Origin of the sequence: Brevundimonas sp. (assembly GCF_031412435.1) — a bacterium.
Lineage (GTDB): Bacteria > Pseudomonadota > Alphaproteobacteria > Caulobacterales > Caulobacteraceae > Brevundimonas.
In genome coordinates this window covers 1-20598 of the sequence record NZ_JANODA010000074.1, presented here as the reverse complement: position 1 = coordinate 20598, position 20598 = coordinate 1, and the positions used below count along the sequence as shown (strand labels likewise).

23 protein-coding genes are annotated in these 20598 nt (G+C 68.3%); 12 read left to right on the top strand and 11 right to left on the bottom strand.

Annotated elements, in window-relative coordinates:
• Positions 1-391: 391 nt before the first annotated feature.
• From RMO01_RS14280 to accD, 8 genes are all read left to right on the top strand, one after another.
• Positions 392-1294, top strand: coding sequence for a class I SAM-dependent methyltransferase (locus RMO01_RS14280; RefSeq protein ID WP_309629726.1), 903 nt, complete (start codon positions 392-394; stop codon positions 1292-1294).
• Between the two features lie 34 nt (positions 1295-1328).
• Positions 1329-2063 carry a pseudouridine synthase gene (locus RMO01_RS14275; RefSeq protein WP_309629725.1) on the top strand — a complete coding sequence of 245 codons (735 nt, stop codon included), beginning with the start codon at positions 1329-1331 and terminating at the stop codon, positions 2061-2063.
• Positions 2064-2114: 51 nt separating this feature from the next.
• Positions 2115-3329 (top strand): FAD-dependent oxidoreductase, encoded by a 1215-nt coding sequence (locus tag RMO01_RS14270; RefSeq protein ID WP_309629724.1) that lies wholly within the window; start codon positions 2115-2117, stop codon positions 3327-3329.
• A gap of 31 nt (positions 3330-3360) precedes the next feature.
• Positions 3361-3993, top strand: coding sequence for a phosphoribosylanthranilate isomerase (locus RMO01_RS14265; protein WP_309629723.1), 633 nt, complete (start codon positions 3361-3363; stop codon positions 3991-3993).
• 80 nt (positions 3994-4073) lie between these two features.
• A complete protein-coding gene (gene trpB / locus RMO01_RS14260; RefSeq protein WP_409013087.1) occupies positions 4074-5258 on the top strand; it encodes a tryptophan synthase subunit beta in 1185 nt (394 codons plus the stop codon).
• 2 nt (positions 5259-5260) lie between these two features.
• Positions 5261-5707 carry a hypothetical protein gene (locus RMO01_RS14255; protein ID WP_309629721.1) on the top strand — a complete coding sequence of 149 codons (447 nt, stop codon included), beginning with the start codon at positions 5261-5263 and terminating at the stop codon, positions 5705-5707.
• A complete protein-coding gene (trpA, locus tag RMO01_RS14250) occupies positions 5704-6534 on the top strand; it encodes a tryptophan synthase subunit alpha (protein ID WP_309629720.1) in 831 nt (276 codons plus the stop codon). The genes RMO01_RS14255 and trpA overlap by 4 nt, the downstream gene beginning before the upstream one ends.
• A gap of 10 nt (positions 6535-6544) precedes the next feature.
• Entirely contained in the window at positions 6545-7444 is a 900-nt protein-coding gene (gene accD, locus RMO01_RS14245; protein ID WP_309629719.1) for an acetyl-CoA carboxylase, carboxyltransferase subunit beta, read from the top strand.
• 3 nt (positions 7445-7447) lie between these two features.
• Here the strand turns inward: accD and RMO01_RS14240 are convergent, their stop codons facing one another.
• Positions 7448-8392, bottom strand: a complete 945-nt coding sequence (locus RMO01_RS14240) for a hypothetical protein (RefSeq protein ID WP_309629718.1) — start codon at positions 8390-8392, stop codon at positions 7448-7450.
• Positions 8393-8580: 188 nt separating this feature from the next.
• Here RMO01_RS14240 and RMO01_RS14235 point away from each other — a divergent pair, with 188 nt between their 5' ends.
• Positions 8581-9858: a folylpolyglutamate synthase/dihydrofolate synthase family protein gene (locus tag RMO01_RS14235; protein WP_309629717.1), complete on the top strand. Its 1278-nt coding sequence runs from the start codon at positions 8581-8583 to the stop codon at positions 9856-9858.
• Between the two features lie 224 nt (positions 9859-10082).
• On the opposite strand, the gene RMO01_RS14230 is transcribed toward RMO01_RS14235, so the two are convergent.
• Positions 10083-11753: a thiamine pyrophosphate-binding protein gene (locus RMO01_RS14230; RefSeq protein ID WP_309629716.1), complete on the bottom strand. Its 1671-nt coding sequence runs from the start codon at positions 11751-11753 to the stop codon at positions 10083-10085.
• 91 nt (positions 11754-11844) lie between these two features.
• Here RMO01_RS14230 and RMO01_RS14225 point away from each other — a divergent pair, with 91 nt between their 5' ends.
• On the top strand, positions 11845-11982 hold the full coding sequence (locus RMO01_RS14225) for an entericidin A/B family lipoprotein (RefSeq protein ID WP_309629715.1): 138 nt from the start codon (positions 11845-11847) through the stop codon (positions 11980-11982).
• 67 nt (positions 11983-12049) lie between these two features.
• Here the strand turns inward: RMO01_RS14225 and RMO01_RS14220 are convergent, their stop codons facing one another.
• A complete protein-coding gene (locus RMO01_RS14220; protein WP_309629714.1) occupies positions 12050-13411 on the bottom strand; it encodes a glutamate--cysteine ligase in 1362 nt (453 codons plus the stop codon).
• 82 nt (positions 13412-13493) lie between these two features.
• Between RMO01_RS14220 and RMO01_RS14215 the strand changes: the two genes are divergently transcribed.
• Positions 13494-14072, top strand: a complete 579-nt coding sequence (locus RMO01_RS14215) for a hypothetical protein (protein WP_309629713.1) — start codon at positions 13494-13496, stop codon at positions 14070-14072.
• Here RMO01_RS14215 and RMO01_RS14210 read toward each other — a convergent pair whose 3' ends face one another.
• The 7 genes from RMO01_RS14210 to RMO01_RS14180 are packed head-to-tail and all read right to left on the bottom strand — an operon-like array spanning position 14073 to position 19421.
• A complete protein-coding gene (locus tag RMO01_RS14210) occupies positions 14073-14513 on the bottom strand; it encodes an ion channel (protein WP_309629712.1) in 441 nt (146 codons plus the stop codon). It abuts the gene before it with no gap.
• 4 nt (positions 14514-14517) lie between these two features.
• The gene (locus tag RMO01_RS14205) at positions 14518-15231 is read right to left on the bottom strand and encodes a 16S rRNA (uracil(1498)-N(3))-methyltransferase (RefSeq protein ID WP_309629711.1); all 714 of its coding nucleotides are present in this window, start codon (positions 15229-15231) and stop codon (positions 14518-14520) included.
• 9 nt (positions 15232-15240) lie between these two features.
• Positions 15241-15633, bottom strand: coding sequence for a hypothetical protein (locus RMO01_RS14200; protein ID WP_309629710.1), 393 nt, complete (start codon positions 15631-15633; stop codon positions 15241-15243).
• 30 nt (positions 15634-15663) lie between these two features.
• Complete coding sequence (locus RMO01_RS14195) at positions 15664-15942, bottom strand: hypothetical protein (protein ID WP_309629709.1); 279 nt, start codon at positions 15940-15942, stop codon at positions 15664-15666.
• Positions 15943-15977: 35 nt separating this feature from the next.
• Positions 15978-17141, bottom strand: coding sequence for an acyl-CoA dehydrogenase family protein (locus RMO01_RS14190; RefSeq protein ID WP_309629756.1), 1164 nt, complete (start codon positions 17139-17141; stop codon positions 15978-15980).
• A 5-nt stretch (positions 17142-17146) separates the two neighbouring features.
• Positions 17147-18928: an acyl-CoA dehydrogenase C-terminal domain-containing protein gene (locus RMO01_RS14185; protein ID WP_309629708.1), complete on the bottom strand. Its 1782-nt coding sequence runs from the start codon at positions 18926-18928 to the stop codon at positions 17147-17149.
• A 4-nt stretch (positions 18929-18932) separates the two neighbouring features.
• Complete coding sequence (locus tag RMO01_RS14180; protein WP_309629707.1) at positions 18933-19421, bottom strand: MerR family DNA-binding transcriptional regulator; 489 nt, start codon at positions 19419-19421, stop codon at positions 18933-18935.
• 54 nt (positions 19422-19475) lie between these two features.
• Between RMO01_RS14180 and RMO01_RS14175 the strand changes: the two genes are divergently transcribed.
• Positions 19476-19646 (top strand): DUF2256 domain-containing protein, encoded by a 171-nt coding sequence (locus RMO01_RS14175; RefSeq protein WP_309629706.1) that lies wholly within the window; start codon positions 19476-19478, stop codon positions 19644-19646.
• A gap of 82 nt (positions 19647-19728) precedes the next feature.
• Here the strand turns inward: RMO01_RS14175 and RMO01_RS14170 are convergent.
• Positions 19729-20598: TonB-dependent receptor domain-containing protein (locus tag RMO01_RS14170; protein ID WP_309629705.1), on the bottom strand; the 870-nt coding region annotated here is incomplete at its 5' end.

Here is a 20598-nt window from a genome sequence, read left to right as displayed (position 1 = left end):
CAGAGTCGACAGGGGCGCGCTGCGGGTTGGGGAGGTCCCGGACATCGGGACAGTGTGCGCCCGTTTTCAGGGGTGATGCATATAAGGCGTCTCGTCAGGACCGGCCGTTGATTTTAAAGGCGGATTCAGGGGATCCGTTGATGGGCACAGGCGTATCCTCCCTTCTCCCCTTGCGGGAGAAGGCGGCAGCCGAAGGCTGACGGATGAGGGGTAGCGCGGGCGGCCGGAGGGGCGTGACGAGGTTCACCGGTTGGAATGGCGTGACCCCTCACCCGATCACGCCAGGCCGACGGCTGCCGCCGCCGTGCGCGATCTCCCTCTCCCGCAAGGGGAGAGGGGCGGGAAGCAGCAGAGGGAGACACCGTCCCGCCCACGGTCTATTCACCCGCCGATGACGACTTCCATCCTTTATGGCCGCCCCCCGCTGGTGTTCGATCCGCCGGGCGCGGCGACCCAGACCTCTCCGCAGATCGTCGGCTCGACCGCGCTGGAGAGCCTCGCCGTCGGTTCGGTCGAGACGGCCATGGTCTATGCGCCGCCGGGCGTGCTGGAGCGGCGCTACACGCTGGCGCAGACGCTGCGGGCGCTCAAGGTCGGCGGGCGGCTGGACGTCATGGCGGCCAAGGACCGGGGCGGCTCGCGGCTCAAGAAGGAGCTGGAGGCGTTCGGGCTGGAGGTCGGCGAGACGGCCAAGGCCCACCATCGCCGATGCGTGGTCATCAAGACCGGCAAGGAGACCGGGCTGGACGCGGCGATCTCGGCGGGGGCGATGCAACTGGTCGAGGGGCTTGAAGCCTGGTCGCAGCCGGGCGTCTTCGCCTGGGACCGGATCGATGCCGGCTCGGCGCAACTGGCCGCCTCCATGCCGGCGCTGAAGGGGGCGGGCGCGGATCTGGGGTGCGGCTACGGGGCTCTGGCCACGGTGGTTCTCCGGTCGGAGGCGGTGACCTCGCTGCGGCTGATCGATCTGGACCGGCGGGCGGTCGAGGCGGCGAGGAAGAACGTCGAGGACGCGAGGGCGTCGTTCGAATGGGCCGATGTGCGGACGCTGGAGGCGGCGGGCGATCTGGACTTCATCGTCTCCAACCCGCCCTTCCATGACGGCGGGGCCGAGGACCGGCGGCTGGGCCAGGCCTTCATCCGCAAGGCGGCGGAGATGCTGAAGAAGGGCGGGACCCTGTGGCTCGTGGCCAACCGGCACCTGCCCTATGAGGCCGAACTGAAAGAGGCCTTCAAGCGGGTGACGCCGATCTCGGACGGGGGCGGGTACAAGCTGTTCGAGGCGGTGAAGTGAACCGCGCTCAAGTAGCCCGCCGGGCGATAGCGCAATGAAGAAAGTCCCCACGGCCCGGGTCGACAAGCTTCTCGGCTCGATGGGCTACGGCTCGCGCAGCGAGATCGCGCGGCTGGGCAAGGTCGGGGGGATCGTGCTGGACGGGGTCGATCTGACCGATGTGTCGAAGCGGATCGCGGTGACGCCGGACCTGCCGGGCCGTATGCAGATCGACGGGCGGCCGCTGGATCCGCCGGCTGGGCTGGTGCTGATCCTGAACAAGCCGCTGGGCATGACCTGTTCGCACAAGGAGGACGGGGCGCTGGTCTATGACGTCCTGCCCGAGCGGTGGCGGCGGCGGGACCCGGCGATCTCGACCATCGGGCGGCTGGACAAGGAAACCTCGGGGCTGCTGCTGCTGACCGACGACGGCGACCTGCTGCACCGGGTGATTTCGCCGAAACGCCATGTCGCCAAGGTCTATCGCGCGACACTCGCCCGGCCGCTGGCGGGGACGGAGGCGGCGCTGTTCGAGGCCGGCGGACTGGTGCTGGAGGGCGAGGACAAGCCGCTGGCGCCCGCGCATCTGGAAGTGCTGTCGCCGACCGAGGCGCGGCTGTCGGTGACCGAGGGGCGCTATCATATGGTGCGCCGGATGTTCGCCGCCGTGGGCAACCACGTCGAAGCCCTGCACCGCGAACGGATGGGGCGGCTGGCCCTGCCGGAGGACCTGGCGCCGGGGGACTGGCGGCCGGCGACGCAGGATGAGATCGACCTGATCTTCGCCTGATGGAACCGGCCGGTTCCCGCTGACTTAAGGCTCCGCTTCCGCGGAGTGAGAATGACCGGCGCGACCATCAAGAGAGACCTGAGGACCGGGCGTTCGGTCTGGGCCGATAGTCCCGGGCTGGGCGTGCCTGTGCGACCGCTGACGCAGGCCATCAGCGTCGATGTGTGCATCGTGGGCGCGGGGATCAGCGGGGCCTTCATGGCGCACGAGCTGAGCCGGGATCACTCGGTCGCCGTGCTGGATCGGCGGCCGCCGCTGATGGGGTCGACGGTGGCCTCGACCGCCATGCTGCAGTGGGAGATCGACCTGCCGCTGACGGCCCTGGGCGACAGGATCGGGGCGAAGAATGCGGCCCGGGCCTGGCGACGGTCGCGGTCGGCGGTGGACGCTCTGAAGCGGATCGTCGCCCGGGAGCGGATCGTCTGCGGCCTCAAGGACAAGGGGTCGCTGTATCTGGCGGGTGATGAGTACGGTCACCGGGCGCTGGAGACGGAGGCCGGGGCGCGGGCGGTGCTGGGGCTCGAGAGCCGGTATGTCGGCCCGGCCGAGCTGCGCGCCCTCTATGGCATGGAGCGGACCGGGGCGATCGTGTCGGAGGGATCCGCGAGCGCCGATCCCGCACGGCTGGCGGCAGGGCTGCTGAGGCGGGCGGCGACGAACGGGGCGCGGGTGTATTCGCCGGTCGAGGCGCTGGAGGTGCTGGGCGATCCCGACGGGGTGACCCTGACGACCGATGCCGGCGTCGTGGTGCGGGCGCGCAAGGTCGTATTCTGCTGCGGATACGAGTTCCCGAAGGGGGCGCCGACGCCGGAGGCGGAGGTGATCTCGACCTGGGCGATGGCGTCGAAGCCGCAGGCGGCCTGCCCCGCCTGGCTTCGAGACATGCTGGTCTGGGAGGCGTCCGATCCGTACCTCTATTTCCGCATGGGCGGGGATGGCCGGCTGATCGTCGGCGGCGAGGACGAGGCCGACCCGGTCGCCCACGAGGACAAGACGAAGCTGAAGCGCAAGTGCGAGACCATCGTCGGCAAGCTGAAGCGACTGTTACCGCAGGTCGAGTTCGAGATCGACTACAGCTGGGCAGGGGCGTTCGGGGAGAGCTCCACAGGATTGCCGAGCATCGGGCCTGTGCCCGGGCTGGAGCATGGCTGGGCGGTCATGGGCTTCGGCGGCAACGGCATCACCTACTCGGTCATCGCCAGTCAGATCGTGGCGGCGGAGGTGCGGGGCGGTGTGGATCCGGACGCGGACCTGTATCGGGCTTGACCCCGTCGTCGGCGAAGGTCACCTGCGACGCATGACTCAAGTGAAGATCTGCGGCCTCACCACGCCCGACGCCCTGGACGTGGCGCTCGACCATGGCGCATCGTTCGTGGGGGCGGTGATGTTCGCCCGGAGCCCGCGCGACATCTCCCCGGAGGATGCGCGACCGCTGTTCGAGCGCGCGCGGGAAAAGGCCGGGATCGTGGCGGTGACCGTGGATGCGGACGACGACCTGCTGAGCCGGATCGGGGCGCATCTGAGGCCGGACTTCGTGCAACTTCATGGACGAGAGACCGTGGCGCGGGCGCATGAGGTGCGGACCCTGACCGGGGCGGGGATCATCAAGGTGCTGTCGGTATCGACGGCGGAAGACCTTGAGGCGGCGGCGGACTGGGAGGATCACGTGGAGCATCTGATGTTCGATGCGAAGCCGCCCGAGGGATCGACCCTGCCCGGCGGGGTCGGGGCGTCGTTCGACTGGTCGATGCTGAAGGGGCGGACGTTCCGCAAGCCCTGGTTCCTCGCGGGCGGCCTGACGCCCGAGAATGCGGCCGAGGCTGCGGCGATCAGCGGCGCACCGCTACTCGATGTGTCCTCTGGCGTCGAAAGCGCCCCGGGTGTTAAGGACGCGGCCCGGATTGCGGCCTTCCTGAAGGCCGTCGTCTGAACCCTCCGCCCGGCCGTATTTCGGGCGCACGCCTGCGTGAAAGCTGACCCGTGAACGCCATCATCCCCAACGCATACGCCATGCCCGACGCGGAGGGCCGTTTCGGGCCCTACGGCGGACGGTTCGTGGCCGAGACCCTGATGCCGCTCGTTCTGGAGCTGAACCAGGCCTATGAGGCCTGCAAGGCCGACCCGACCTACCAGGCCGAGCTCGACGACTTTCTGACCCACTATGTGGGCCGGCCCAGTCCGCTGTATTTCGCCGAGCGTCTGACCGCCCACCACGGCGGGGCCGACATCTGGTTCAAGCGGGACGAGCTGAACCACACGGGCGCGCACAAGATCAACAACTGCATGGGCCAGATCCTGCTGGCCATGCGGATGGGCAAGAAGCGGATCATCGCCGAGACCGGCGCCGGCCAGCACGGGGTGGCGACGGCGACCGTCTGCGCCCGCTTCGGCCTGCAATGCGTCGTCTATATGGGCGCGACGGACGTGGAGCGTCAGTCGCCCAACGTCTTCCGCATGAAGCTGCTGGGCGCCGAGGTGGTGCCGGTGACGAGTGGTCGCGGCACGCTGAAGGACGCCATGAACGAGGCGATGCGCGACTGGGTCACCAACGTCGAGGACACCTACTATCTGATCGGCACGGCGGCGGGACCGCACCCCTATCCGGCCATGGTGCGCGACTTCCAGTCGGTGATCGGCAAGGAAACCCGCGCCCAGATGCTGGCCCGCCGGGGCAAGCTGCCCGACGCTGTGGTGGCGGCGATCGGCGGCGGGTCGAACGCCATCGGCCTGTTCCACCCCTTCATCGAGGACGCGGGGGTCCGGATGATCGGCATCGAGGCGGCCGGGCGCGGGCTGGACGGTCCCGACCATGCGGCCTCGATCCAGGGCGGACGCCCCGGGGTGCTGCACGGCAACCGGACCTATCTGCTGCAGGACGCGGACGGCCAGATCCTTGAAGGCCATTCGATCTCGGCGGGTCTCGACTATCCGGGCATCGGGCCGGAGCATGCCTGGCTGAACGACATCGGCCGGGCCGAGTATCGGACCGCGACCGACGTCGAGGCGCTGGAGGCGTTCCAGCTGTGTTCCAAGCTGGAAGGCATCATCCCGGCGCTGGAACCCAGCCATGCGCTGGCTCGCATCGGCGAGATCGCTGACGAGATCGGCAAGGGCGGCGACGTGGTGCTGAACATGTGCGGGCGGGGCGACAAGGATATCTTCGCGGTGGCGAAGCATCTGGGCGTGGAGTTGTGACGATGAAGACGATGCTGCTGGCGGCCGCTCTGGCCCTTGCGCCGGTGACGGTCACGGCCCAGGCGACGGGTATTGGCGCGCCGATCGAGGCCCCGGTCCTGCCGGGCGCCACGCTCGATCCGACGTGCGGCAGCCTCTACGACATGGCGGGCAAGGCCTTCTGCGTGACCGCACCCCTGGCCTCGATCGGCGCGCTCGCCGAGGCCTATATCGCCCACTTCGAGAGCCAGGGCTGGATCGCGGCAGCGGGCGACGACAATCGCGTGGTCTTCGTCCAGCGCCGCGAGGCCGGCGGATGCGACGGGATGCAGATCCAGGCCTTCTACGATCCCAACCGCCCGGCGGGACCGGAGGCGCCGGGCTATATCGCCATGGCGACCATTCCCGGCGACGTCTGCGCCGCCGCCCCGGCTGCTCCCGCCGCGCCCGCGACGCCGCCCGTTCAATGACCACCGCCCGCATTGACGCCCGTTTCGCGGCGCTGAAGGCCGAAGGCCGCGCCGGGTTCGTGGCCTATGTCATGGCCGGCGATCCCACGCGCGATCAGGCGCTGGAGATCCTGCGCGGCTTGCCCGCCGCCGGGGCCGACATCATCGAACTGGGGTTCCCGTTCAGTGATCCGATGGCCGAGGGGCCGCCGATCCAGCGCGCGGCCCTGCGCGGCCTGAAAGCCGGGTTGACGCTCAAGGGCACGCTCGATCTGGCCGCCGCCTTCCGTGAGGGGGATGCGGAGACGCCGCTGATCCTGATGGGCTATCTCAATCCGATCGAGAGCTATGGCTACGAGGCCTTCGCGCGCGATGCGGCGGCGGCCGGCGTGGATGGTTGCATCATCGTCGACTGCCCGCCCGAAGAGGCCGATCCGCTGACCGACGCGCTCGACGCCGCCTCCGTTTCGCTGATCCGTCTGGCCACCCCGACCTCGGACGACGCCCGGCTGGAGCTGATTGCGCGGCGGACCTCGGGCTTCGTCTACTATGTCTCGGTCGCGGGCGTGACGGGGGTGAAGGAGGCCCAGTCCGCCTCGGTCGCTCCGGCGGTCGAACGGGTACGCAAGGCCTCCGGCCTGCCGGTCGCGGTCGGGTTCGGGGTCAAGACGCCCGAACGGGCCGCCGAGATCGCCCGCGTCGCCGACGCCGTGGTCGCGGGTTCCGTCCTGGTCGACGAGGTCGCGGCGGCGCTGGACGCGAACGAACCGGCGGCGGGCCGCGTCCTGTCGAAGGTGAAGGCGCTCGCCGATGCGGTACGCGGTGCGCGCGTGAAGGAAAGCGTCTAGAGACACGCGAATGGCCGACAAGAATACTCCCAAACCCGCCCAGGAAAAGCGCGGCGGCTGGCTCAGCCGGTTCGCTCCGGGTGTCCGCAAGATCGTCAGCCGGCGCGAGACGCCGGACAATCTGTGGGTCAAGGACCCGGATTCGGGCGAGATGCTGTACCGCTCCGACCTGGAGGCCGCCCTTTGGGTGACGCCGTCCGGCCGGCACATGCGCATCAATGCGACGCAACGGTTGGGCTACACCTTCGACGACGGCGCGTACGAGCCGATCGCCTCGCCCGACGTGGCCGAGGATCCGCTGAAGTTCTCGGACGGCAAACCCTATCGCGAGCGTCTGATCGCGGCACGCAAGGCCACGGGTTCGAAGGACGCCATGTCGATCGGCTTCGGCGAGATCGCCGGAACGCCCGCCGTGGCCGTGGTCCAGGACTTCGCCTTCATGGGCGGCTCGCTGGGCATGGCCGCGGGTGAAGGCTTCATCGCCGCCGCCCGTGCCGCGATCGAACGCAACGTCCCGCTCGTCTGCTTCACCGCCGCCGGGGGGGCGCGGATGCAGGAGGGCGCGCTGAGCCTGATGCAGATGGCGCGCACCACCCTTGCCGTGCAGGAACTGAAGGACGCCCAACTGCCCTACATCGTGGTCCTGACCGATCCGACGACCGGCGGGGTGACGGCCAGCTATGCGATGCTGGGAGACATCCACCTGGCCGAGCCGGGCGCCCTGATAGGCTTCGCCGGCCCGCGCGTGATCGAGACCACCATCCGCGAGAAACTGCCGCCTGGGTTCCAGCGGTCGGAGTATCTGCAGGAAAAGGGCATGGTCGACCGCGTCGTCGCCCGCGCCGACCTGCCGGAGACGCTCGGCAAGCTGCTGTCGATGCTGATGGGCGGACGGCGTCAGGCGGCCTGAGACCTACTCCGCCCGGGCGGCGGAGCGGCGATCCCGGGTCATGATGTCGGCGACGGCTGTGGCCTGCGCGTCTGGAGAGATGCGTTGGGACCGTGGGGCGTACAGGGCCTGAAGGTAGGATTGGTCCCACTCCGTCAAGCCCGCATGACCGCCGCCGTCGAACAGGTTCAGCACGGTATCGAAGCCGACCGTTTCGGCCCGAGCGTCGATCTGGGCGAGGCCGACGAAGGCGAGATAGTCAGCGAGCTGGCCCGAGTCGATCTGACCGACCCGCTCGACGTCCACGATGACGATCGTCTTGAATAGTATATCCACGATCTGGGCGTTCAGGCGCGACGGGCTCTGCACCGAGATCTGGGGGGCGTAATCCAAGTGGCTCCCGGTGGTTTGGGCGGTGTTGAGTGTTCTTCCGCTGAATTGGCCGGGGACCCGCACCGCCCGCAATCCGGTCTCGCTGTCCACGGGCAGGCTCAGCGACCACCAGCGGACCGCAGCGTCGCCATGTTGGAAATCTCGCATGGCCGCGGGGCCGCGATCCACGCCCGTGACGTTCGGTTCGAACACCCCGGGCTCGCTGGCGACCAGGGCCTGGGCCACGCCGGGACCGTCGGTTGTGAAGATGATCACCAGATTGGCCGCGCAGCCGGGATCGCCGGTCGGAATGTCGAGCCCTGCGGCGACGGTGGTGATGCGGTCGATGATCGCCTGCGAGGCGTCGCGCGACAGATTCACCACGCCAGGGCAGACGCGCATATTCCACTGAGCCAGGCCGCGTCCGCGCACCGGGGCGGCGATGCGGCCTACGAAGTCGCGCACGGCTTCGTCCGTCGGCCGACCCGTGATGGTGACGTCGGGCAGGGACATCTGTTGCTGTTGCCGGGGCGGCGGCATCGAGCCGTCAACGTTCAGGCCGAGCATGAGCGAGGACAGGACTGCGGCGACTAACATCTGCGGACCTCCGGTTGAATGCGGAGCCTATGTTGAGCGACGGCTGTTCTGCAAGCGCTCTCGGGCGGCTGCATCGACGATGCGTATCCCAGGTTGGGTCCGCGCATCCGGCGAAAAAGGATGCCGTCGTTGCTCATCGGAGGCCGCTTCCGCCCTGTGTCGGCCACGGCTATGGGCTAATAGAGGTCATGGATCCCGTCTCCGAACGCCTGCGCCTGCGCCACCCGCAAAAGATCGACCTGTCACTGGACCGGATGCGGACCCTGTGCGCCGTGCTCGGCAATCCGCAGGACCGGTTGTCCCCGGTGATCCATGTGGCCGGGACCAACGGCAAGGGATCGACCATCGCCTTCATCCGCGCGATGGCCGAGGCGGCCGGGCTTAAGGTCCACGTCTACACCTCGCCGCATCTGGTGCGGTTCAACGAACGGATCCGGCTGGCGGGAGAGCTGATCTCCGACGAGCGGCTGTCGGCGATTCTGGACCGGATCGAGGCGGTAAAGGGCGTCGAGGCGACGGTGTTCGAGAGCACCACCGCCGCCGCCTTCGTCGCCATGGCGGAGACGCCGGCGGATCTGTGCATCATCGAGGTCGGGCTGGGCGGGACGCTGGATGCGACCAACGTCATCGAGCGGCCGCTGCTGAGCGTGATTACGCCCGTGGACCTGGACCACGCGGAGTTCCTCGGCACGCGGATCGAGGGCATCGCCGGCGAGAAGGCCGGTATTCTGAAGGCCGGCGCGCGCGGCTTCGTGGCGCGCCAGTCCGAGGCGGCGATGGCGGTGATCGAGGCGAGGGCCGCCGCTGCCCAGGCGCCGCTGACGGTCATGGGGGTGGATTTCGACGCCTGGGACGAGCGCGGCGGCATGGCGTTCCAGGATCAGGAACGGTTCTTCGACCTGCCCGCGCCCGCGCTGAAGGGGCCGCATCAGGTGGCGAATGCCGGGCTGGCCGTGGCCGTGGCGCTGGAGCTGGACCTGCCGGCGGAGGCCATCGCGCGGGGCGTCGCCGAGGCGACATGGCCGGCGCGGATGCAGCGGATATCGGCCGGTCCCTACGGCGAGATGGCGCGCGCGGCGGAGGCGGAGCTGTGGCTGGACGGGGGACATAATCCGCACGCAGGGCGGGCGCTGGCCGAGGCCCTGGCGGAGCGGCAGCGGAAGTCGCCGCGGCCGCTGGCCCTGATCGTCGGCATGCTGGCCAACAAGGACCACGGCGGGTTCTTCGAGGCGCTGAAAGGGTCCGACGCGCACGTCTTCACCGTCGGCTTCGAGGGGGCGGCGGCGGACCCGGCGGCGCTGGCGGCCGTGGCGCGCGGGCATGGGCTGGGCGCGCAGAGCTCGTCGTCGGTCGAGGCTGCGTTGAGCCGGGCGCTCAGGCTCGGAGCCGGGCGGGTGGTGATCTGCGGGTCGCTGTATCTGGCCGGCGAGGTGCTGGGGGCGAGCCCGGAGACCTGGCCGGTCTAGTTTCAACGGCCTTCGATCTTGTCATCCCGGAAATCGCGCCAGCGATTATCCGGGACGGAAGACGGGCTTTCGAGCTCCCGGAAGACGCGAAGCGGCTGTCCGGGAGAAGGCTGAGGGGTGGCAGGCTGTCTCCCGGACAATCGCTGGCGCGATTTCCGGGAGGGCCGCATTTCGCAATCCACGTCCCGGCTCTTCGCTTCGCTACGGCCGGGATGACAAGGGTCCTACCCCTTCCGCAACCCCGTGATCGTCCTGTTCGGCGCGATGTCCTCGGCTGAGGTGATCAGATGCACCAGAGCCGGGCGGTCCTTCGCGGCGTCGCGGGCGGCCCGCAGAGCGGCGGGGAAGTCGGCGGTGGCCTCGCAGCGGATGCCGAAGGCGCCGAAGGCCTCGGCGTATCTGACGAAGTCGGGGTTCTTCAGATCCGTCGCCATGACCCGGCCGGGATAGTGACCCTCCTGGTGCATGCGGATGGTGCCGAAGGTGCCGTTGTCGACCACGATGACGACGACATTGATGCCGAACTGGACGGCGGTGGCCATCTCCTGACCGGTCATCAGGAACTCGCCGTCGCCCGCGACGCAGATGACCTCGCGCTCGGGATGCAGGGACTTGGCGGCGATGGCGGCGGGGTAGCCGTAACCCATGGCGCCCGAGGTCGGGCCCAGCTGGGTCCGGCAGGCGCGGTGGCGGTAGAAGCGGTGCAGCCAGGCGGCGAAGTTGCCTGCGCCGTTGGTGACCACGGCGCTGGGCGGCAGGACCTCGCCGAGATGGGCCATGCACTCGCTCATGTTCACCGCGCCGGTGACCGGCACGGGGGTCGAGAAGGCCTGGTAGTGGTCGTGGGCGGCCCGGGCGGCGTCATGCCAGGTGCGGCCGGGCTCGAGCGTGGCCAGGGCGTGGGCGGCGAGGCTGTTGTCGGCGGCGGCGCTGAGCAGGGGCGTCCAGACGCGGCCGAGTTCCTCGGGGGAGGGGTGGATGTGGACGAGCCGGTCGGCCGTGTGGTCGCGCGTGAACAGGGTGTAGCCCTGCGTCGGGTTCTCGCCGAGCCGGGCGCCGAGCGCGATCAGCAGGTCGGCGTCGCGCGCGCGTTGCATCAGTTCCGGATTACAGCCGAGGCCGAGGTCGCCGGCGTAGTTGGACCGGTCGTTGGAGAGGATGTCCTTTCTGCGGAACGACAGGGCGACGGGCAGGCCCAGACGCTCAGACCAGTCACCGATGGCCGTGGCGGCCTCCTCGGTCCAGCCGGAGCCGCCGAGGACCAGCAGGGGCCGTGCGGCTTTCGACAGACGGTCGCCGAGCTCGGCGAGGAAGGCGGGGTCGAGGCCGCTTCTGGCCGGCGTGACGGCACGGACCGGGGCGGGGCCGCCGGGTTCGTGCAGGATGTCCTCGGGCAGGGCGATGACGACCGGACCCATGCGACCCTGCTGGGCCGTGGCGAAGGCGCGTTCGACGATCTCGACGGTGCGCTCCGGGCTCTCCAGCTCGGTGGCCCATTTGGCCAGGCCGCCGAAGACCTCGCGATAGTCGACCTCCTGGAAGGCGCCCCGGCCGCGGTCGGTCAGGGCGATCTGGCCGACGAACAGGATCATCGGGGTGGAGTCCTGATGCGCCGTATGCACGCCGATGGAGGCGTGGGTCGCACCCGGACCGCGCGTGACCATGCAGACGCCGGGGCGGCCGGTCAGCTTGCCATAGGCCTCGGCCATGTTGGCGGCGCCCGCCTCATGGCGGCAAGTGATGACCTCGATCCCGGGATGGTCGACCAGGGCGTCGAGCACGGCGAGGTAGCTTTCGCCCGGCACGCAGAAGACGCGGGTGACGCCGTTGATCGCGAGGGTCTCGACAAGGCGGCGGGCGGCGGTTCCGGGGGCTTGAGCTTTGTCCTGGGTCATAACCGCCACTAGCAGATCATCCCGCGCGATGGCCATGGAACCTGCGGTGACGCTTGGCGTTTGCAGAGCTTCATCATTGGGGAACTCCACCATGAAAAAGATCATCACCCTGTCGCTGGTCGCCGCCGCCCTGGCCGTGTCGGCCTGCAACACCATCTCGGGCGTCGGCCGCGACGTCTCGGCCGCCGGCAACGCCGTCGCGACCGGCGCCGAAGAAGCCAAGAACTAAGGCCAGGCCTCGAGGCCTGACCGGCAGAAGCCCGTCGCGATGCGGCGGGCTTTTTGCTGTCTGCGGATCAGTAGGCGAAGTCGCGGTAGATGCGGTCGACGTCGCCCTTCCACTCGCCGTGGTACAGGTCGAGCATCCGCTCGGCCGGGGTGACGCCGGTGTCGGCGATGTCTTCCAGCTCCGACAGATACCCGCGCTCGTCAACCATGCCGCCCGAGAATTTGGCGCGGTTCTTCAGGCCTTCGCGGGCGATGGCGACCATGTCGACGGCGATGTCGCGCACGGACCGGCCGGCGACCTCGGCGCGGAGGCCCAGCCGGGTCACGTCACGACGCAGCCGCTCGTGGTCCTCGATATCCCAGTCCTTGCAGAGGTCCCAGGCGGCGGCCAGCGAGGGCGCGTCATAGAAGATGCCGGTCCACAGGGCGGGCAGGCCGCAGATGCGGCTCCACGGGCCGCCATCCGAGCCGCGCATCTCCAGATACTGTTTCAGCCGGACTTCGGGGAACAGGGTGGTCAGGTGATCGCCCCAGTCCTTCAGCGTCGGTCGTTCGCCGGGCAGGGCGGGGAGCTTGCCGTCGAGGAAGTGGCGGAACGATTGACCCGAGGCGTCGATATATTTCTCGCCGCGCTTGGCGAAATACATCGGTACGTCGAGCGCGTAGTTGGCATAGGTCTCGAAGCCGAAACCGTCCTGGAAGACGAAGTTCAGCATGCCGGTCCGGTCCGGATCGGTGTCGGTCCAGACATTGGCACGGGCGGACAGGAAGCCGTTGGGGCGACCCTCCGTGAACGGGCTGCAGGCGAACAGGGCCGTGCCGATCGGCTGGAGCGCCAGCGAGGTGCGGAACTTCGCGACCATGTCGGCCTCGGAGTCGAAATCGAGATTGGCCTGGATGGTGCAGGTGCGCAGCATCATGTCGAGGCCCAGATTGCCCTTCTTCGGCATATAGGCGCGCATGATGTCGTAGCGGCCCTTGGGCATGACCGGCACGTCCTCGCGCCGCCATTTCGGATCGAAGCCGGCGCCGAGGAAGCCGAGGTTCAGCTCGTCGGCGACCATCTTGACCTCCATCAGGTGCTGGCCGGTCTCCGAACAGATGTCGTGGATGGTCTGGAGCGGGGCGCCGGACAGTTCGAACTGGCCGCCGGGCTCCAGACTGATGGAGGCGGTGTAGCCCTCGTCGTTCTTCCGCTCGAGGGCGATCACATGGCCGGCCTCCTCGACCGGGGCCCAGCCGAACCGCTGCAGCCCGGTCAGCATGGCGAGGATGCCGTTGGGACCTTCGTAGGTCGGGCGGCGCAGGGTCGACTTGTCGAAGCCGAACTTCTCGTGCTCGGCGCCGACGCGCCATTCGGACTTCGGCTTCATGCCCTTGGACATGACGCCGACCAGGTCGTCGAAAGTCAGCGGCGCGGTGTCGGTCATGAGAACCCCAGCGGGCGACTGGCCCGTTGCGGCTAGATGGGTGAGATTGCCGCCGGTCTCAAGGGGTTGGACGGAGGATGACATGGGGCGCGAGGCGTTCGTGGAGGCGGCCTATGCCGGGCGATCCGGAAAGGCGAAGGCCCTGCTGGAGGCCGAGGGGATCATCCTGCGCCGTCCGCTGGGGCTGACGATCGCGCGCGGTTCGATCCGGGGCCTGACCGTCGACGGCGGCGACCTGGTCGGCCAGGCGGATCAGGGACCGTTCCGGCTGGGTCTGGGGGCCGGCGAGGCGTTGAAGTGGAAGGCGATGCTGGAGAAGCCGCTGCCGACGCTCGCCGGGAAGATGGGCCTGTCGCAGGGGCTGGGGGTGTGGACCTTCGGGGCGCTGGACGCGGCGGAGCTTGCGGAAGCGCTCGCGGGCGTCGAACACGTGGAGTCGGACCTGGCGGCTCAGGGGATTGCGCGGGTGGAGGGGCCCGAGGCGATGGAGGTCGTCGCGGCCCTGGCGCCCTCACCCGTCTGGATCATCCACGGCAAGGGCAAGGCGACCGCGTTCGGCGACACCGCCGTGCGGACGGCGATGCGGGCGGAAGGCTGGATTGATGTGAAATCCTGCGCCGTGTCGGAAAGCCTTTCAGCGACGCGCTACCGCAGGCGCTGATCAGCCGTGATGCCGGCGGGCCGGCAGGAAGCGGGTCATCAGGGTGACGAAGAAGGCGACCGACCACCCCAGCAGGAGGGCGCCGTTGATGCCTTCCAGCGCACCCAGCAGCTTCCATTCCGGGGCCATGGCGGCGTCTGAAAAGCCGATCGAGGCATAGGCGATCGTCGAAAAATAGACGGCGTCCCGCATCGGCTCCACCGCCCCGATCACGCGATAGAGAAGGGCATAAAGCCAGATCTCCACACCGTGCAGAGCCAGCAGGCCCAGCGCGGAGAGCACGGCGACGATCGCCCCCTCGATCGAGGTCGGGTTGACCCGCGACTGGCCGGTCGAGCGCTCGCGCCATTCCATCAATCGGCCCAGGACCAGCAGTCCGCCGCCGTGCAGGATGACGGTGAGCAGGACCATCACCGTGGCGATCAACAGCTCGGCCAGCATGGCCCTAACGCTCCCAGTCGCCGACGGCGGCCTGCCACAGGGACATGGCGGCGATGGCGGCGGTGTCGGCGCGCAGGATGCGAGGGCCGAGGGATACGGCGGTGGTGAAGGGCAGGGCGCGCAGGCGGTCGCGCTCCTCGGGCGAGAAGCCGCCCTCGGGGCCGATCAGGATGGCCCAGGGGCCGGGTTGGGTGATGGCGGAGCCAACGGGGGCGCCGCCGGTCTCGTCGCAGAACATCAGCCGCCGCGAGGCGTCCCAGCCGTCGAGGATGGCGGCGAGCTTCAGGGGGTCGTCGACGGTGGGCACGTCGAGGCGGCCCGTCTGTTCGGCGGCCTCGATGGCGATGGCGTCGAGCCGGTCGAGGCGGACGTGTTCGACATTGGTGCGCTGGGTCACGGTCAACCGGACCCGCGCAGCCCCCAGTTCCGCGGCCTTTTCGACGATGGTCTCGACGCGCGATTTCTTGACCACGGCGACGATCAGCTCGAGGTCGGGACCGAGGGTCTGGGACCGGACCTGGTCCTCGGCGCGGAGGACGACGCCCTTCTTGAGCACCTCGGCAATGGTCGCGCGCCACTCGCCGTCACGGCCGTTGAAGATCAGCAGGTCGTCGCCGAGCTTCAGCCGCATGACCTGGGTCAGATAGCGGGACTGGTCGAGCGTCGGGGCGACGCCGACGCCGGGGGACAGGTCGGGGGTGACGTGGAGGCGGATCATCGGATGATCCTAGCCGCCAGGCGGCGTGTCCGGAAGTTTGACGCCGAAGGTTCGCGCGACGACCGGGAAGATGGCGTCGGCCTCGTCTTCGGTGGTTCCGAACGGTCCGCGCAGGTCGAGCCAGTACTCGCGAAACTCCGCACCATTGCTGTTCGCCAGCACGGTCAGGGCGGCCTTGATGCGGGTCTGGGTCTCGCGTGTCAGTTCGGCGAAGGGACCGGCGATGTCGGTCTTGAGGGCGCGGGCGACATCTTTCGCATTCAGAGGGTCGACCGGGCCGAGGCGGGACAGGGTCGCCTCATTGTTCGCCTGGCCGATCCAGGCGTCGAACAGGCTGTCGAGCAGTTCCGACCGGGCCCGGGCCTCGCGTTCCGCCAGTCGCTGAGGGGCCGTCTTGCGCATGGGGCCGTCTTACATCAGTCGGGCGCCTTGTCATCCCCGACGGAGCGAAGCGGAGATCGGGGATGGCAAGGCGGCGGGTTTCCGGGGGGTATCAGGGTCGGCATCCCCCGCAACCTCGACCACCTTCTCCTCGCGGGCTTCGATCAGATGCTCCGTTGACGGGGCGATGAAGGACTGCATTTCCAGAAGCGCCCCGCCCATGCCGCCCGCGCCGGACCTGCGCCGGCTGTTCCGCATCGATCGGACAGCCCAAGGCATGACCAGAACGAAGCCGGCCAGTAGCCCCGCCGTCACGATCCATTCCCACACGCGCCCGTCCCCGTCCGTCAGAGGACCGAAGGTGGCTACAGCGACCGTGCGATCAAGACCTTCATGATCTCGTTGGTGCCGCCGTAGATGCGCTGGACGCGGGCGTCCTTGTAGAGCTGGGCGATCGGGTACTCGTTCATGTAGCCGTAGCCGCCGTGCAGCTGGAGCATCTCGTCCAGGACCTCGCCCTGGATGTCGGTGACCCAGTATTTGGCCATGGAGGCCATCACCGCGTCGAGCTGGCCCTTGAGGTGCAGGCCGATGCAGTGGTCGACGAAGACACGGGCCACGGTCAGCTTGGTCTTGACCTCGGCCAGTTTGAACTGGGTGTTCTGGAACTCCAGGATCGACTTGCCGAAGGCCTTGCGGCCTTTCACGTATTCGATGGTTTCCTTGAGACCGCGCTCGGCGGCGGCGACGCCTTGGACGGCGATGTTCAGCCGCTCCTGGGGCAGCTGCTGCATCAGCTGGATGAAGCCCATGCCCTCGACACCGCCGATGATGTTGTCGCCCGGGACCTGGACGTCGTTGAAGAAGAGCTCGGAGGTGTCGTTGCCCTCCATGCCGATCTTGTGGAGGTTGCGGCCGCGTTCGAAGCCGTCCGCGCCGTCGGTCTCGACGACGATCAGCGACGTGCCCTTCGAGCCCTGGGTGGGGTCGGTCTTGGCGACGACGATGATGAAGTTGGCCAGCTGGCCGTTGGTGATGAAGGTCTTGGAGCCGTTCACGACATAGCCGTTGCCCGACTTGATCGCCGTGGTCTTGATGCCCTGAAGGTCCGAGCCGGCGCCCGGTTCGGTCATGGCGATGGCCCCGACCAGTTCGCCGCTCAGCAGACGCGGGAGCCAGCGCTTCTTCTGCTCCTCGGTGCCGTAGTGCCAGATGTAGGGGGCGACGATGGCGTTGTGCAGCGAGATGCCGAAATGGTCCGCGCCCTTCCAGCCGAGCTGGCGCATCAGCACGACCTCGTGCCGATAGTCGCCGCCCATGCCGCCGTCTTCCTCGGGCATCGACAGGCCCAGAAGGCCCGCCTCGCCGGCGTCGTTCCACAGCTGGCGCGGGACGCTGGAATTGGCGATCCACGACTGGACCGCCTCCGGCGACGCGTGCTCGTCGATCCATTTGCCGACGCTGTCGGAGAAGAGGGTGATCTCCTCGTCCTGCATGAAATCGGGCTCAGGGACATTGAGGACGTTCAGACTCATCAGAACGCCTCGGCCGGCATCTGCATCAGGACCTCGGCTCCGGTCTTCAGCTTGACCAGGTGCGAGGCGGCGTCGGGCAGAATGCGTTCGACGAAGTAGCGGCCGGTCTGCATCTTGGTGACGTAGAAGGGATCGGTCGAACCGGCGTCGATCTTCGCCTGCGCCGCCTTGGCCATCTGGGCCCAGAGGTAGGCCAGGGCCGTGATGCCGAACAGGTTGAGGTAGTCCGTCGAGGCGGCGGCGGCGTTGTCCGGGTTGGCCATGCCGTTCTGCATCAGCCACATGGTGGCCTCTTGCAGCTTCTTCTTGGCGTCAGCCAGACCGTCGACGAAGGGCTTCACCGGACCCTCGCCGCCGTTGTCGGCCACGAAGGCGTCGATGTCGGCGAACCAGCTCATGATCGCGCGGCCGCCGTTCGACGGCAGCTTCCGACCGACCAGATCCAGAGCCTGGATGCCGTTGGTGCCCTCGTAGATCATGGTGATCCGCGCATCGCGCAGATACTGCGAGGCCTGGAAATGCTCGGTGTAGCCGGAGCCGCCGTGCACCTGCATACCCAGCGAGGCGACGTGGAAGCCCTTGTCGGTCAGATAGGCTTTCAGGACCGGGGTCAGCAGACCCATGTAGTCCTTGGCCTTCTGGGCCGTGGTCTCGTCGGCCGACTTCTCGAGGTCGGCCTGAAGCGCGGTCCAAAGGATGAAGGCCTGCCCGCCTTCGACGAAAGCCTTGGCCTCCAGCAGCATGCGGCGGACGTCGGGGTGGACCATGATGGAATCGGCAGGGCCGTCGGGGTTCTTGGGTCCCGTCAGGCTGCGGCCCTGGAGGCGGTCGTGGGCGAACTGGACGGCGGCCTGATAGGCGGCGGCGCCGATGGCCAGGCCCTGCAGGCCGGTGCCGAGGCGGGCCTCGTTCATGACCACGAACATGTTGTTCATGCCCCGGCCTTCCTCGCCGATCAGCCAGCCCGTGGCGTCATCGTAGGACATGACGCAGGTGGCGTTGCCGTGGATGCCCATCTTGTGTTCGAGACCGGCGCACTGGACGCCGTTGCGCTCACCGATCGAGCCGTCCTCGCCGACCATGAACTTGGGCACGAGGAACAGCGACAGGCCCTTGATGCCGGCCGGGGCGCCTTCGACGCGGGCCAGGACGGTATGGATGATGTTGTCGGCGAAGTCGTGCTCGCCGGCCGAGATCCAGATCTTCTGACCGGTGATCCTGTAGGTGCCGTCGCCCTGCGGAACGGCCTTGGTGCGCACCATGCCGAGATCGGTGCCGCACTGGGGCTCCGTCAGGTTCATGGTCCCGCCCCACTCGCCGGTGGCCATCTTGGGCAGGTATTTGGCCTTCAGCTCGTCCGAGGCGTTGGCGTGAATGCCGGCGTAGGCGCCCGCGGTCAGGCCCGGATACATCGAGAAGGCGGCCGAGGCGCCGGCCGTGAACTGGCCGAACGCCATGCCGACGACGGCGGGCATGCCCTGGCCGCCATAGGCCGGATCCGCCGACAGGGCGGGCCAGCCGGCCGCGACCATGGCCTGATAGGCCTCCTTCCAGCCCTTCGGGCCGGTGACGACGCCATTGTCCCAGTGGCAGCCTTCCTTGTCGCCCGAGTGGTTGATCGGGGCGATGACTTCGTCGGCGAACCTGGCGCCCTCTTCCAGGATCTGGCCGACCAGATCCGAGGAGATGTCCTCGAAGCCGGGCTGGTTCGTATAGCGGTCGATCTCCAGAACTTCGTTCAGAATGAAGGTCAGGTCGCGGACGGGCGCCTTGTAAGCCATGGGATTAAGCTCTCGCTTTGAAGGGCTGGTGGTGATGGGGATCGGGATTGAGCCGGGCCTTCAGCAGGTCGGCGTATTCTTCGGCACCGGGCAGCAGGTCCGGGCGGTATTCGCCCAGCTTGCGTTCCATCACCGCGCAGGCTTCCTCGGCCGTCTCGATGGCAGCGTCGAGGTCTTCGCGCTGCTGTTTCAGCGCCGCGATCTGGGCCCGGTGACGGCGCAGGGCGACCGACATCTGGTGGGCGTTGTGGTCGTCGTGATCGTACAGATCCAGCATCTCCTGGATCTCCAGAAGGCTGAAGCCGATGCGCCGGCCTCGCAGGATCAGCTTCAGCCGGGCCCGGTCGCGGGCGTCATAAACCCGCGTCTGTCCCTTGCGGGCGGGCGTCAGCAGCCCCTTGTCCTCATAGAATCTCAGTGCGCGGGCCGTCGCGCCGAACTCACGGCACAACTGGCGGATTGAATAAGTGCGGTGATCGTCGGCGGTCGCCATACCAACATCTAAGCAAAACTTGACGCGCACGTAAAGGGAAGGTTTGGTCGCGCCATGGCCCGCAAACACGTCAACCTCGGCACCGCCCCCGACAAGCGCGACCTGCCGCAGAAGACCTGCGCCGTCTGCGCCAAGCCCTTCACCTGGCGCCGAAAATGGGCGCGCGACTGGGATCAGGTGAAGGTCTGTTCCGACCGCTGCCGGGCGGCCGGCACGGGTTCGTGACGGAACGGAGCGACCGCCGCAGTTCGTTTGACAAATCAGCACCCGGCCTCAGTCCCGCGACGGCCTTGCGTAGCTGAAGTCCCTACGGGAACGCGGCTCGCACGGTGAACAGAATGGCCCGGGGGGGAGCGAACGTACGCTGGATGAATCCGTAGTTGGTGATGGGCAGGGCGTCGGAAACCACAACCTCGTCGGTCAGGTTGCGCACGGCGAGCGTTGCCGACAGTCCGGATCGGGTATGGCCAAGCGTCAGGGCCGCATCCACGATGGTTCTGGACTGTGATTCCAGCAGCGGATCGTTGGTGTTGTCGAAGAAGATGGCGCTGCGATAGTTGACGCCAAGATCGGCACCGAGGGTCCAGTCCCCCGCGACGGCCCCGCTCCAGGACAGGGCCGCCACAGCCGAAAACTCGGGCGAGGCCGTCAGTCTGTTGCCGGATCTGTCGACGCCGTTGGCGTCGACAAAATCGGTGAAGGTGGCGTCAAGCCAGGACGTGCTCAGGCGCAGGTTGGCATTCCAGGGCAGGACGGCCCGCACGGTGACATCGATCCCCTTCATCTCCGCATCCGCGCTGTCGAGGACCTGTCGCGCCGGGGGCGGGGTGGACCGGAGGGTGAAGTCCTGCAGGTCCGTGTAGTCGTAGAAGAAGGCCGCGGCATTGACGGCGAGGCCCGGCGTAAACCGCCACGTCGTGCCGGCCTCCCAGGCGGTGACGAACTCTGGCGCCACCGGACCGATCGTGTCTGTCGGGAACAGGGCACCGCCGTTGAAGCTGCCGGACTTGAAGCCCCGATTCACGCTGGCATAGGCGACGCGATGGGGCGTCAGCGCATATCTGGCGGCCAGGCGCCACGACAGGGCGTCGTCGGTCTGGCTGCCGCTTCGCCGGGGCGAGAGGACCGGGTTGGCGGTGACTTCATCAAAGCGGGTCTCGGTTTCAAAGGACGTCCG

Bases quoted from the DNA above. Each gene is read 5' to 3' on its own strand.
- RMO01_RS14280 (WP_309629726.1), top strand. From the start codon at position 392: ATGACGACTTCCATCCTTTATGGCCGCCCCCCGCTGGTGTTCGATCCG.
- RMO01_RS14275 (WP_309629725.1), top strand. From the start codon at position 1,329: ATGAAGAAAGTCCCCACGGCCCGGGTCGACAAGCTTCTCGGCTCGATG.
- RMO01_RS14270 (WP_309629724.1), top strand. From the start codon at position 2,115: ATGACCGGCGCGACCATCAAGAGAGACCTGAGGACCGGGCGTTCGGTC.
- RMO01_RS14265 (WP_309629723.1), top strand. From the start codon at position 3,361: ATGACTCAAGTGAAGATCTGCGGCCTCACCACGCCCGACGCCCTGGAC.
- trpB (WP_409013087.1), top strand. From the start codon at position 4,074: ATGCCCGACGCGGAGGGCCGTTTCGGGCCCTACGGCGGACGGTTCGTG.
- RMO01_RS14255 (WP_309629721.1), top strand. From the start codon at position 5,261: ATGAAGACGATGCTGCTGGCGGCCGCTCTGGCCCTTGCGCCGGTGACG.
- trpA (WP_309629720.1), top strand. From the start codon at position 5,704: ATGACCACCGCCCGCATTGACGCCCGTTTCGCGGCGCTGAAGGCCGAA.
- accD (WP_309629719.1), top strand. From the start codon at position 6,545: ATGGCCGACAAGAATACTCCCAAACCCGCCCAGGAAAAGCGCGGCGGC.
- RMO01_RS14240 (WP_309629718.1), bottom strand. From the start codon at position 8,392: ATGTTAGTCGCCGCAGTCCTGTCCTCGCTCATGCTCGGCCTGAACGTT.
- RMO01_RS14235 (WP_309629717.1), top strand. From the start codon at position 8,581: ATGGATCCCGTCTCCGAACGCCTGCGCCTGCGCCACCCGCAAAAGATC.
- RMO01_RS14230 (WP_309629716.1), bottom strand. From the start codon at position 11,753: ATGACCCAGGACAAAGCTCAAGCCCCCGGAACCGCCGCCCGCCGCCTT.
- RMO01_RS14225 (WP_309629715.1), top strand. From the start codon at position 11,845: ATGAAAAAGATCATCACCCTGTCGCTGGTCGCCGCCGCCCTGGCCGTG.
- RMO01_RS14220 (WP_309629714.1), bottom strand. From the start codon at position 13,411: ATGACCGACACCGCGCCGCTGACTTTCGACGACCTGGTCGGCGTCATG.
- RMO01_RS14215 (WP_309629713.1), top strand. From the start codon at position 13,494: ATGGGGCGCGAGGCGTTCGTGGAGGCGGCCTATGCCGGGCGATCCGGA.
- RMO01_RS14210 (WP_309629712.1), bottom strand. From the start codon at position 14,513: ATGCTGGCCGAGCTGTTGATCGCCACGGTGATGGTCCTGCTCACCGTC.
- RMO01_RS14205 (WP_309629711.1), bottom strand. From the start codon at position 15,231: ATGATCCGCCTCCACGTCACCCCCGACCTGTCCCCCGGCGTCGGCGTC.
- RMO01_RS14200 (WP_309629710.1), bottom strand. From the start codon at position 15,633: ATGCGCAAGACGGCCCCTCAGCGACTGGCGGAACGCGAGGCCCGGGCC.
- RMO01_RS14185 (WP_309629708.1), bottom strand. From the start codon at position 18,928: ATGGCTTACAAGGCGCCCGTCCGCGACCTGACCTTCATTCTGAACGAA.
- RMO01_RS14180 (WP_309629707.1), bottom strand. From the start codon at position 19,421: ATGGCGACCGCCGACGATCACCGCACTTATTCAATCCGCCAGTTGTGC.
- RMO01_RS14175 (WP_309629706.1), top strand. From the start codon at position 19,476: ATGGCCCGCAAACACGTCAACCTCGGCACCGCCCCCGACAAGCGCGAC.